Origin of the sequence: Xanthomonas sacchari (genome assembly GCF_024266585.1) — a bacterium.
GTDB lineage: Bacteria > Pseudomonadota > Gammaproteobacteria > Xanthomonadales > Xanthomonadaceae > Xanthomonas_A > Xanthomonas_A sacchari_C.
In genome coordinates, this window is the sequence record NZ_CP100647.1 from 114,468 (window position 1) to 126,986 (window position 12,519).

A 12,519-nucleotide genomic window follows, 5' to 3' on the forward strand; every position below is an offset into this window, starting at 1 on the left:
ACAGCAAAGAGCTCAACCGCACCCGGCTGGACTTAGCCATTCAACAGCAGCTGATACAGCAACGGCACGATATCCACCGCAGGCCGCTGGTCATGCGTCACGTTCGAAGCCGCGGTGCAGTTACCGTCCGCCGTGCATGCAGTCACGCGGTACGAGTAGGTGCCTGCCGGCCTGGCCAACGAGGTCCAATTGCCCTGGCTGCCGTCGTACACCGCGGTCCAGGTGACGCCATCCACGCTCTCTTCGACCACGTAGCGGGTCGCGCCGGAGACCGGGTTCCAGTTGACATAGTCCTTGACCGAGGCGAGTTGATCCAGCGGCCAATCGGCTTCGGCAACCAGGCTGCCGCCCAGCAGGATGTAGTCGGTGGACTTGGACTGGCGCTGGTTCTTCTGGAAGCGCAGCACGCCAGACTGGTCGTACAGCGAGCCGATATTGCCGGCGCTCTGCAGCGCCAGCGTGCGGCGGCCGTTGCCGTCGTAGCGATAGGTCTCCTTGCCTGTCGCCTGGCGCAAGCGGTTGCCGTAGTCGAACAGGAAGGCCTGGCCGTTCTTGTTGCTGAGGTTGCCTTGCGGGTCGTAGCTCATGCCGATGACCGTGCTGCCGCCGCAACCACCGGTCTTGACGTTGGTGAGCTGCCAGTTGACGTCATAGCAGTAGTAGTGATCCCGACCCGGCGCCACGACGTGGGTCAGGTTATCCAAAACGTCGTAGCTGTAGGTCGCGACGCTGAACATCGGGGACTCGGCCCTGACCAAGCGATCCAGACCGTCGTAGGTCATGTTGCGATTGCCGCGGCCACCCCGTCCGGTGGCGCCGTCGCTGATGCTGGCCACGTTGCCGTTGACGTCATACTTATAGCTATCGCTGAGGAACGCGACGCCGTTATAGGCATCCTGGCTGGTCTCGGGAAGCCGGCGCGCATTCTGCGTCAGGGTGTGGACGATGCCGTTGCCATAGGTGAACTGCTTGATCGCGCCATTCGGGTAGTAGCTCACCCCGGTGGCGTAGCTGCCGGCCTGGGTCGGCTGGCCCAAGGCATTAGGCGCGTAATCCACGGTCTGCCCAGACGGATAGCGATGCGCCGCCAGATGGCCATCGGCGTTGTAGCCGTAGCCGATCGCCCAAGTTTCGCCATCGGCCTGGCCCTGACTCTCGGCAATCAGCAGGCGACGCTTGTTGTAGGCGTAGCTGTTGTAGGTGGCAATACCATTGTTAAGCGTAGTGATCTGTTTGACCGCGCCATCGGGCCAGTAGCTCCAAGCCTGGTTGCCGTTGCCGTCCGGGAAGCTCAACGCCTTGATTCGGTTGCGCACGTCGTAGCTGCGATCGACACGGCGGCCAGAGGCAAACGCGGCATCCGCATCGCAGGACGTGCTGCTGGGCAAAGAGAGGCCCGACGCACTCCAAACGAGGTTGCCCGCAGCATCGTAACCGTTGGCAGTAGCGCCGGTTTCCGGCTCCACCGTTTTGCATAGTTGCTGATAGCCGTCGTAGACATAGCTGCGGGTCACAGACACCGTGCCATTGGCGTCACGGCGGCGGACGGACAAGGGCTTGCCGAAGATGTCGCGGTTGATGTCGGTGTAAGCGCCTTCCGGATGCTGGATCCAGATCGGTGCGCTGTAATCGGGCTTGTCGAACACCTGATAGCCGGTCACCGTCTGATTGCCGCGCGGATCGGTGACACGGATCTGATTGCCCTGCAAATACTCCGTCAGCGTTGTGAGCAACTGCTGTTCCGAATCCTGCGACACCGACACGATGCGCCCCAATGCGTCGTAGGTCGTCCATTTACCAGCGGTCAGGTTATCCGACACACCCGCGTAGGAAGCGAAGATCTGCCTGCCATCCTGATCGTAAGCGAAGCGTTGGAACCGCTGTGTGCCACCCGCACCGGCGTCGTATTCGAGCGTGACGATCGGTCGCCAGAGCGCATCGAAGTACGTCTCCTTGCGCGCATTGCCCGTCGATACGGTCTGCTTCCAGTGGCCGGGCGCAAGACCATACTCCGTTGCGTTGACTTGCGAAAACGACAGAGCGGTAGCATTCCACGCCACATTATCTCCAGAAGGGTAAGCAATGTTCGTCAGCCGCCCGACCGCATCGTAGTCGTAGGTCGTCACATTACCGAGCTGATCGGCCACCGACCGAATCCAGCCATTGTCGTCGACCGAGGCCGAAAGCCTCGTCCCATCAGCAAATGTGATAGTTTGCGGTACCCCACGCCTCCAGCTGGACATTGCAGTGACATTGCCGTTTCCGTCCTTCAACGACGCCAATGTGCCATCTGCGTTGTAACTCGACGTATTGACCAACTTGCCAAAGCGATACTCCTGGATGGGCAATGACGACGCCGCATCATAGGTGTACTTGACCTCCACGATGGAGGTTTGGACATCGGTGACATCGGCAACCTGGCCCAATACCCATGACGATAGATTGTCGTAGTACGTCGTCTTTTCCTGCTTGCTTGCGGCGCATGCAAATCCGCATGCACCAACCGTCAGCACGATGAAGGTAGAAATTGCTCGCATATGCGCCCCTGTGAGCGTCCTTGACCTACTGGAAATAGCTGTTGACCGCCGTCGGGCGCATGAATTGATCGAAGCAGTAACCACTATCGCAGTCGGATCTGACTTCCCACACATAGGTGCCGCCGTCCTGCACGATCGTTTTCTTGATCAGCGGATGCATTTGACCGGTGAAGGGCCCGGCCCAGCCGCGGCTGTCAACGGAGTAGCCGCCTCCCTCGTGCTTGGGGTACTTCTGCGACGAACTGGTCGGTGCATACTCGTAAGATACGGAGCCAACGACATTACCATCCTTGACTGTTTCCTCACGCTGCAGCTGACCGTAGTTGATCTTTCTGTCGGTTCCATAGTAATAGCGATGGATCTTTCCGGTTGGATCGGTCACAGCCGTCATTGAAGTGTACGGCGCTTGCCAACCTGGGCTGTAGTTGTAGGTCCACTCCTGTGTGCCCGTGGTCGAGGAGGACAAGGACTTTTTATACAAAGAGGCAATTTGATAAGCGCTTGACTCGCTTAAATAAAGATAGAAATTAACGATGCCGTACGGGCCTTCCTGTTTCGGCTGTAAGGTACATGCGTATGGCTCATCCTGCGTCTGCCTCGTACCGTGGATCAATTTTCTGATCCAATATTTTGCCACTAGTCCAGAGGGATGCTTGATTTGTAGCCACGCGTCCTCGCCAGCTCCCGGAGCCGTTTCGGAATATTTGGTTCCGAGATTAAGCTTACAGTGCCCCCACAGTTCATTCGTATTTGCTGTAAGAACATGTTTGAAATCGGATTCATAGTCGAACGCCCAAGAGCTTCCGTCCGGCAGGGCTACCGAACGTAATCTATTGGCCGAGCCGTAAGTATCATACCCATAGACCCAGCTTCGTCCATTCGAAGATGCGGAGGCAATTTGGCCCGAGCCGTTGTAAGTCAAACTTATATTCGGCCCCTCACTGGCTCGGATGGCAGTCAATCTCCAAGGGCTGGAGGGATTATAATCATAATAAACCGCGTTACCAAATCGATCCTCGGCCTTGGTGGCAAATAGAAAATATTCATTGCGCGGAACCGAAACATAGATCTGACACTGAGGAGTGGAAGGAACATTTGGCATGTTATTTAAAGCCAAAGTGCTTGCCACAACCGAACCGTTATCATGGGGGCAGTTGGTTTCAAGCAAATACGTGGTTGGCCTACTCACCAGCCAATCAAACGTCAATCTTGTTCCGTCCGGAAGAAGCACCACGAAACCTTCACCCGCACCATTTTTAATGCTGGACGTACAAGAGGCGCGCCAGTTAGATCTTGAAACTTTCTTATAAGCATTGCCATCATTTGGCATCGTGTGGCCAAAAGGGGTTCTCAGAAACTCCGCGCCGTACCCGGGTATATTGGCGTAAACGCCTGTGTAGTAATATTCCGAACTGTAAGAGACCATACTGAAAGGCGTAACGCCCTGTACTGGAGGCGCCGCATCGCCCTTGCTGCAGCGGCTCCCACTTCCATCCACGCCAGTCCAACCGCTGCGTGCATCAGCTACTACTTTCAAGTAAGGGACATCCAGATCCCACATCAGTCCAAATGGGGAACCATCTCGATATGTACTTCGGCCCTGCTGATCCGGTGTCTGATCTTGAATGCTCAGCGTTCTTCCTATTGACATAGGAAGACCGCTATTCAATTTCACGGACACGTCGACTTGGCGGAAGGACAGCGCGCCATCCAGCATCGAGACCTGCTCTCCGAAAGCATCCGGGCCTAGCGGTGCAATTTCCATACTGGTTTTCACCGATCTGTTGTACTGATCGATGACCGACTGCGCATGACCAAGCGAAAATGCACAAAGCGCCGCACCGACCAGTGCGACCTGACAGAGCAACTTGTTCAAAACTCCCCCTGTGGCGTGCGCGCCGCCCCATGTTGCGGCATGACCAGCGAATTGTGGTCACATCGAACAGATTACACGTCGCGTAACGTTTTGACTGAAAAAGAAAATGAGCAACCGCAGGCCGGCCAAGTCCCCGAGGGCGGCGTCGTTTTTAGCGCTTCACTTTCCTAAACCAGCTAGATGCTTGTCAAGGAGATTTTTGTGACCGTTGCGTCCCTACTTCTCCTTCCGCCAATTCACCGACCCACGGTTCTCCACCGTGCTCGATTCCACTTCGGCATCGAAACCCCTGCCCAGCAGATACTTCAGCGTCAACACCGAGCCGCTCCCGATCAACGACACGCCATAGCTGACGTAGAGCTTCGGCGACAGATACTTGCCGAAACCCACCACCGAGCCGCCAAGGGTGCGCGACTGGCTGACGCCGGCGTCGTCGAAGCCGAGCTTGGCGCCGAGCTGCGAGGCGAGCAGGCCGCTGCCGGCCGACAGGGCGCTGGCCGCGGCGGTGACCTGGTCGGCCTCGGCGCTGCTGGTGTTGCTGAGGCTGCGGCCCAGCACCAGATAGGACATCGCCTCCGATTGCGACATCGACGGGTCCGACCACACATCCGCATGCGGGGCGGTGGCGCGGCCGGTGACGTCGATGCCGGCGGTGACGTCGGCGACCTGGCGCTGCGCGCGGATGTTGATGCGCGGGTCGGAGACGATGTTGTTGCTCCAGGTGAGCTGACCGCGGGTGATGGTCAGGTCCTGCCCGTACGCCTTGTACTTGCCGCTGACGTCCAGCCCGCCGGTGGCGGTCATCTCGCGGCCCGGCCGCGAGCGCACCTGCATGGCGCCGGTCAGGGCGCCCTTGAGGCCGAAGCCCGCCATCTTGACCTGGTCGCCCAGTGTCACGCGCAGATCCATCTCCAGCGGCGAACTCGGCGCGGCCTCGGGATCGGCCGGGTCCAGCACCACCACGTCCTCGGACAGCGAGGTGCCGCGATCCAGCCGCTCCAGGTCGATGTCGGCCGATGGCACGGTGACCTGGCCGCTGAGCATCATGGTCTTGTTGGCGATGCCGAACTGCAGGTCGGGATTGGCCACCGCGCGCAACTCGGCGGTGTTGGACACCAGCACGTTGGTGCCGCGGATGTTCAACTGCAGCGGTGTGCGGTCGCCATACCAGGACAAGCCGCCATCGACATTGAGCGTACCCTCGCCGGACTTGACCGAGGCGACGATGCGCGCCGAGCCGTCCGGCTGCGCGTCGAAGCGGCCCTTGCCTTCGCTCAGGGTCAGGCCCAGCGCCGGCAGTTCGCCGGTGAAGTTGCTCAGCGTGGCGTCGCCGCCCATCGCCGGCTGCGAGCGGGTGCCGCGCAGGCTGACGTGGCCTTCGACCAGGCCCTTGGGCCGGACCAGGTCGGGCGAGAACAGCTCCAGCCAATACAGCCGCGCCATGTTCATGTAGATCTCGCCGGTCAGCGGCGCGTACGTGTCCCAACCGGTGTCGACGGTGGCGTCGACGAAGCCGTCGCCCTGGAAGCCGATGCCGAGCTTGGAGTGGATGTGCTGGGCGCTGAAGTCGGTAACGAAACTGAACTGGTCGTAGCGCAGCAGTTCGCCGCGGGCGTTGTCGCCCAGGCGCAGGCCGCCTTCGCGCGAGGCCAGGCGCAGCGATCCCTGCCAGGCGTTGCCGGCCGGCTTGAAGTTGCCGTCGATGGACAGGTCGCCGCGCAGGTACATCTTGCGGCCGCTGTTGGGCGGCAGCCATGGCTGCACCAGGGCCAGCGGCAAGGCATCGCCGCGCAGGGTCAGGCCCTGCTTCGGCCAGTCGGCGGACACGCACAACGCGCCGCCGCTGCCCGGCGCCAGGCAGCTCTCGGACAGGCTGAAGGCGCTGCCGGCCACGCTGAAATTGGCTGCCTGCCGCAACTGCCACGGTTCGCCCTTGGCCGGGGCGATGCGCAGCGTGTTCAAGGCGCCCTGCCAACGCGCGCCGTCGCGGCGCACCTGCCCGGCCAGGGCCAATGCGCCCATGTCGTTCTGGGTCTTGGCATCGAGTTGCAGGTTCTCCACCGCGCCACGCGCATCCACGCTCAGCGTCTGCAGCAGCACGCCGGCATTGATGGCGCTGCCGCGCAGGGCCAGTTCACCGCCGTTGCCGCGCCAGGGCAGGCGCCCGCGCAGGCTGAGGCTGTCGGCGCCGTAGCCGTCCCACTTCAGGCCGCTGCCGGTGAGGTCGGCGGTCACGTCGGGCGCGTCGCGGCGGCCCTTGATCTGCACACTGCCGCGCAGGCTGCCGGCGCCGCCGGGCAGCAGGTCGGCCAGTTGCAGCGGCTGCAGTTGTGCGTCCACGTCGAGCTGGTCGCCGACCTTGCCCTGCGCCTGCAGGCGGCTGTCGCCCAGGCTCAGTTGCAGCTTGCCCTCGCCCTGGCTGCCCTGCAGCGCGAGCTTGGCGTTGGCGTCGAGGGCGCGGCTGCGCAGGCGCCCGTTCAAGCGCGGGATGTCGAGCGTGGCCTGGTAGCCGGCGGCGCTGCCGTCCGGCCGCGCCGGCAACTGCTTGCCCTGCGAGGCGAAGGTGCCGGAGAGCTTGCCGTCCCAGCCCGGTGCGAAGTAACCGGGGTCGAAGCCGGCCAGCGTGCCTTGCACGTCCCAGTTCAACTCAGGGACCCAGGCCACGTTGCCGCCCAGATCGAGGGTGCCGCTGGGCATGGTCGCGCGCACCTGCTTCAGCTGCGCCTGGCGATCGTCGCCGCGCACGTCCAGCTGCAGCTTGGCGCTGTCCTTGCCGCGGGCGACGGTGGCCTCGCCGTAGGTAGCCCATTGCTTCAGCGTGCCGGCCACGCCCAGGTTGGCCTCGACCAGCTTGATCGGCACCGCCGGCGCGTCCGGGGTGGACGGGTCCGGCGCGGTGGTGAAGGTCATGCCACTGGCGTTGACCGCGAAGCGCAACTGCGCGTTGTCCGGATCGCGCAGATCGGCGGTGCCACGCAAACGCAATTGTCCGTCGAACGCGCGCAGCTGCAGCGGCGCGACGGTGAGCACCTGGTTGTCCAGGCTCAGGTGCGAGGGATCGAGCACGAGCTTTTGCCCGTCGCGCGACAGTTCGCCGCGCAGATCGGCGTTGCCCCCCTTGCCGTTCGCATGCAGGTCGAAGGCCAGCGGCACGGCCGCAGGCGCATCCTCGGCCGGCGGCACCAGCAGCGACGGATCCAGCGCCTTGCTGCTGGCGGCGAACTCCCACGCCGGATCGGTGCGGCCAGTGAACACCAGGGTGGCGCGCAGCGGCGCCGGCGCATTGCCGGCGATGGCCACTTCCATCTTGTCCAGGTCGCCGCGCGCGACCAGGCCCAGGCGCGCCGGGGTGCGCCCGCGCGCGGCCGGCAGCACCGCGCTGGCGGTGAGGTCGGCCTTGTAGTCCTGGCCCGGCAGGTAGTCGCCATCGACGCGGAAATCGCCGCGGTCGCTGTTCACCACGATCTGGGTGGCGCGGAACTCGCCGTTGGCCACTTCCACGCCGCCGCGCAGCGTGCGGATGTCGATCATCGGCTGCTGCGCCTGGGTGATGCGCAGGCCGTCGATGGCGATGCGGTCGGCCTGCAGCGCCAGCGGCACTTCGATCTGCGGCAGCGACTGCGGCCAGCGCGGCAGCTCGAACGGTTCGTCGCTCTTGGCCAGGTTGAGCGTGGCGTTGGTCAGCTCCAGCGCATCCAGCTGCAGCTTGCGCCCGAGCAGCGGGCGGATGTCCGGATCCAGGTAGGCGCGCTCGGCGGTGAAGTGGATCTCGTTGTAGCGGAAATCCAGGTTGTGCAGGGTCAGCGGGCCGGCCAGCGGTCCTTCGGCGCGCTCCCAGGTCAGGGTCGAGCCGGCCGGCAACCGCGCCACCACCTGCGCCAGCAATACGTCGCGCCCAGCCACGGTCTGCAGCAGCCAGTACAGCGCGATCGCGGCCAGCAGCACCAGGCCGGCCACGGTCAGCGCCGAGCCCCACCAGAAACGCTTGCGCCGGTAGAAGCGCGGGCGCCGCGGTGGCGGCGTAGCGGGCGACGTCGGCTCCAGCGGCGCGCTCACAGGTTGGCTCCGATGTTGAGGTAGAGCTGGAACTGCGAATCCGGATCGTTGAGGCCGTGGGCGATGTCCACCCGCACCGGGCCGACCGGCGAGCGCCAGCGCAGGCCGACGCCGACACCGGTGTGCCAGTCAGGGGTATCGTCGAAGGCGCTGCCGCTGTCGACGAACACCGCCCCACCCCACGGCCCGCCCTTGAAGTAATGCTCGTACTCGGCGCTGCCGGTAAGCACGTGCTTGGCACCGAGCGCGAAGCGGTCCGGCCGCGGCGTGCGCGGGCCGACTTCGCGGAAGGCGTAGCCGCGGATGCTGTTGTCGCCGCCGGCGAAGAAGCGCAGGCTCGGCGGCATCGCCACCAGGGCATCGGTCCAGGTGCTGCCGGCTTCGCCGCGCAGGATCAGGCGGTCGTTGTCGCCGATGCCGTGGAACCAGTTCACCCGCATGTGCGCCTGCACGAAGCTGGCATCCGACCCCACGCCCTCGGCGCCGCCGCGCAGGCTGATGTTGCCGCTGAAGCCCTTGCGCGGGAACACCTTGTCGTCCACGCCGACGTAATCGGCTTCGATCTGCGGATAGAACAGGGTGGAGGTCTGGTACAGCGCGCCGTCGAAGACTTCGTCGGTGGCATAGCGCCAGCGTTCGCGCAGCGCGTTGATCGAGGCGATGGCGATCCAGTGCTCGTTGATCTGGCCGCTGCGGCTGCCGGTGAGCTTGACGTTGCGCAGGTCGATGTAGTCGGTCTGCTCGTCGTAGACGCGCAATGAGGTGGTGTACCAGCCGTCGAGCCAGCGGAACGCCGGGATCCGGTAGCTGGTGATGAAGCTCTTGCGCTTCTGCGCATAGTCCAGCTGGGTGCTGAGCTTGTGCCCGCGCGCGTTGACGTAGCGGCGGTCCACGCCCAGGCGCACGCCGGCGCCGCTCTCGCTGCCGTAGCTGAGGCCGGCGGTGTAGATGCTGCGCTTGGCGCGGGTGAGGTTGACGTCCACCGGCACGTCGCCGTTGGCGTCGGCCTGTTCCGGCTTGGGCTGGATGTCGATCACGCTGAAGTAGTCGAGCTTGACCAGCGACTCGCGCAGGCGGTCGAGCTTGCCCTCGTGGTAGTAGCTGCCTTCCTTCCAGTACACCAGCGGATCGAAAAGCTTCTGGTTGAAGTAGTCCTGGTGGAAGCGGATCGGGCCCATGTTGTAGCGGCGGCCGCTGTCCCAGCTCAGATCGATGTCGGCGGCGTGGTCGGCCCGGGTCACCTCGACCTTGCGCTGGGTGAAGTCGGCATCGAAGTAGCCGCGCTCGGCCAGGCGCCGGGTGATGGTGACCTTGCTGGTCTCGTAGACGCTGCTGACGAAGATGTCGCCCTTGCGCGGGCGGAAGTTCTTCAGATCCTCGCTCAGGTAGCGGTCGTCCTCGGCCGGGCCGGTGATGCCCACGTGGAAATTGCGCACCCGCACCGGCTCGCCCTTGTCCACGTGCACCACCACGGTCAGCTTGTCGTCCTGGCGCGGCGCCTCGACGGTGATGGTGGGGGTGAAGTAGCCGAACGGCTCCAGCGCCTGCCGGGTCTGGCTTTCGGCCTGGCTCAGCAGGTACTCCAGGCGCGACTCGCCCTGGTCCTTGCCGATGGCGTCGTACAGCGACAGCGAGGCCTGGATGTTCTCGATCATCGCCTCGTCTGCGTCCTTGTTCAGCCCCTCGATTTGCACTTTCTCGATGACGCCGCGGGCCTCGGCGAGGCCGGCCAGGGAGAGCAGGGACAGGAGGGTGGCGAGACGGGGGATGGGTCGCATGGGCGTCAGAATACCGGCACCCCATGTGAAGCTGTTAACTAGACGTTTGTTAACCGTGACCGGGATGTCGGATGCGGCAGGCGCAGCGCAGTGATGCTTCGCGCTTTCCGCGCTAAGGCAACGAGGTGTCTACGCCACGAAGCGCAGGCGCCGGCTCCGCTTGCCAAGCCGCGGCGGCGGCGCCACGCTGGCGGCCCGACCCACAGGAGCGCCGCATGTCCACCGTGATCGAGACCGCGCGTCTGGTGCTGCGCCGGCTGGACCCCGAGCGCGACGCGGCACCGATGCTGGCCCTGCTCAACGATCCCGGCTTCCTGGCGCACATCGGCGACCGCGGCGTGCGCGACGAAGCGCAGGCCAGCCGCTATCTCGCCGACGGCTCGGTGCGCAGCTACGCCGAGCACGGCTTCGGCCTGTATGCGGTGGAGCGCCGCGACGACGGCGCCTGGCTCGGCGTGGCCGGGCTGGTGCTGCGGCCGACCCTGCCCGCGCCCGATCTGGGCTATGCCCTGCTGGAACCCTATGCGGGCCAGGGCTACGCCAGCGAGGCGGCGCGCGCGGTGCTGGAGTACGCGCACACCATGCTGGCGTTGCCGCGCGTCTACGCGATCGTGGCGCCGGGCAATACGCGCTCGCTGCGGCTGCTCGCCGCGCTGGGCTTCGTCGCCCAGGGGCGCGTGCGCCTGAGCCCAGAGGCCGCCGAGGTCGAACTCCATCTGTGCGAACTGCACGCGCCCCAAGAGCACACCTGAGCATGGAGACCTTGCACACACTGCGGCTGTTCGCCGACTACAGCCAGTGGATGAACCAGCGCCTGTATGCCGCGGTCGCGACCCTGCCGGACGCGGCCATCGCCGAGCCGCGCGGCGCCTTCTTCGGGTCGTTGTTGGGCACGCTCAACCACCTGGTGGTGGCCGACACGATCTGGCTGCAGCGCTTCGCCCAGCACCCGGCACGTCATCCGGCGCTACAGGCCATCGCGGCCACACCGGTCCCGGCCGCGCTGGACGCGCCACGGGCCGACTGCCTGGCGGACCTGCGGACGCAGCGCGAGTCCCTGGACGCGACGATCGCCGCCTGGATGGCGCAACTGCAGCCCGACGACCTGGACGTGGCACTGCGCTATCGCAACACCCGTGGCGAGTCGCACAGCAGGCGCTTCGGCGACCTGCTGCTGCACTTCTTCAATCACCAGACTCACCATCGTGGCCAGGCCACTACCTTGCTCAGCCAGGCGGGCGTGGATGTCGGCGTGACTGATATGTTGGCGGTGATTCCGCAGGTGGAGATGGGGTGATCTTGCGATCGCGGGGCGCTGCGCTTGGTGAGTGCGTTGGCGCTTTAGTGCATAGCTAGCGACGCACCTTCGGCGGCTTAGCGGGCTATGTCTTCATGATTGTAGGAGCGGCTTCAGCCGCGATGCGCGTTGCCTGGAGTACTTGTCGCGGCTGAAGCCGCTCCTACCCGTGAGCCTCCGTGTTTACGGGAAGCTCCTTTTAGAGGACAGACACGCACCGCGTCATGCGGATCCGAGCAGCGCTTGCAACTGCGCCACGATCCCGCGCAACTCCGCCACCTCGGCCTCCAGCGCCTGCACCCGGCTTTCCAACTCATCATGGCCCGAAGCCGCCGGCCGCACCTTGAACGTGGCCGCCAGCGCCTCCGCATCCACAGGACCGGCAAGCAAGTGCATGTAGCGGTCCTCGCGCTGCCCGCTGGCACGCGGCAACTGCACCGCCAACTGGCGCTGCGCCAGCCGTTCCAACTGGTGGCGGACGTCGTCCGCATCGGCGAAGCGCGCCATGCGCTCGGCGCGCGTCAGCAACTCATTGGCCGTCTGCGGGCCGCGCAACAGCAGCAGGCCGAGCAATGCCACCTGCTGCTGGGTCAAGTCCATTGCCGTGGCCAGCCGATGCTCGTAGCGCTCGGCGCGCGAGGAGAACTGCTGCCGCACCAAACCGCGCCCTTCGAGCTGACGCAGCGCATGCTGCACATCGCCCGGACTCAACGCCATCACCGGCTCGCGCGAGGTCTTCTGATTGGCCGCCACCACCGTCGCATTGACCGTGAGCGGATAGGCGTCCGGCGTGGTCGCCTCCTTCTCGATCAGGCAGCCGAGTGCGCGGGCTTCGATGGCAGAAAGGACGGGAACGGCGGGGGTATCGGTCATCGTTTGGGCTTCTTGCTGGTCAGGAGCGAAGCATACTGCTTGATAGGCTCGGCTCTGCAGGCTGATGTCACACCATGCATGGCATGATGCCGTTCCCTCGAA

General features: G+C 64.5%; 7 protein-coding genes. 2 read left to right on the forward strand and 5 right to left on the reverse strand.

Features of this window, described 5'->3' with window-relative positions; genetic code table 11:
* Positions 1–32 precede the first annotated feature (32 nt).
* From NKJ47_RS00495 to NKJ47_RS00510, 4 genes are all read right to left on the reverse strand, one after another.
* Complete coding sequence (locus tag NKJ47_RS00495; protein ID WP_254459642.1) at positions 33–2,537, reverse strand: RHS repeat domain-containing protein; 2,505 nt, start codon at positions 2,535–2,537, stop codon at positions 33–35.
* Between the two features lie 25 nt (positions 2,538–2,562).
* Positions 2,563–4,413 (reverse strand): hypothetical protein, encoded by a 1,851-nt coding sequence (locus tag NKJ47_RS00500; RefSeq protein WP_254459643.1) that lies wholly within the window; start codon positions 4,411–4,413, stop codon positions 2,563–2,565.
* A gap of 216 nt (positions 4,414–4,629) precedes the next feature.
* A complete protein-coding gene (locus NKJ47_RS00505) occupies positions 4,630–8,457 on the reverse strand; it encodes a translocation/assembly module TamB domain-containing protein (RefSeq protein ID WP_429002512.1) in 3,828 nt (1,275 codons plus the stop codon).
* Between the two features lie 8 nt (positions 8,458–8,465).
* Positions 8,466–10,247 (reverse strand): autotransporter assembly complex protein TamA, encoded by a 1,782-nt coding sequence (locus tag NKJ47_RS00510; RefSeq protein WP_254459645.1) that lies wholly within the window; start codon positions 10,245–10,247, stop codon positions 8,466–8,468.
* Between the two features lie 215 nt (positions 10,248–10,462).
* Here NKJ47_RS00510 and NKJ47_RS00515 point away from each other — a divergent pair, with 215 nt between their 5' ends.
* Positions 10,463–10,999 (forward strand): GNAT family N-acetyltransferase, encoded by a 537-nt coding sequence (locus NKJ47_RS00515; protein ID WP_254459646.1) that lies wholly within the window; start codon positions 10,463–10,465, stop codon positions 10,997–10,999.
* A gap of 2 nt (positions 11,000–11,001) precedes the next feature.
* The gene (locus NKJ47_RS00520) at positions 11,002–11,544 is read left to right on the forward strand and encodes a DinB family protein (protein ID WP_254459647.1); all 543 of its coding nucleotides are present in this window, start codon (positions 11,002–11,004) and stop codon (positions 11,542–11,544) included.
* Between the two features lie 222 nt (positions 11,545–11,766).
* On the opposite strand, the gene NKJ47_RS00525 is transcribed toward NKJ47_RS00520, so the two are convergent.
* Positions 11,767–12,417 carry a YceH family protein gene (locus NKJ47_RS00525; RefSeq protein ID WP_254459648.1) on the reverse strand — a complete coding sequence of 217 codons (651 nt, stop codon included), beginning with the start codon at positions 12,415–12,417 and terminating at the stop codon, positions 11,767–11,769.
* Positions 12,418–12,519: the final 102 nt, after the last annotated feature.

Coding starts and splice junctions, on each gene's coding strand:
- NKJ47_RS00525 (WP_254459648.1), bottom strand. CDS start 12,417: ATGACCGATACCCCCGCCGTTCCCGTCCTTTCTGCCATCGAAGCCCGC.
- NKJ47_RS00520 (WP_254459647.1), top strand. CDS start 11,002: ATGGAGACCTTGCACACACTGCGGCTGTTCGCCGACTACAGCCAGTGG.
- NKJ47_RS00495 (WP_254459642.1), bottom strand. CDS start 2,537: ATGCGAGCAATTTCTACCTTCATCGTGCTGACGGTTGGTGCATGCGGA.
- NKJ47_RS00510 (WP_254459645.1), bottom strand. CDS start 10,247: ATGCGACCCATCCCCCGTCTCGCCACCCTCCTGTCCCTGCTCTCCCTG.
- NKJ47_RS00515 (WP_254459646.1), top strand. CDS start 10,463: ATGTCCACCGTGATCGAGACCGCGCGTCTGGTGCTGCGCCGGCTGGAC.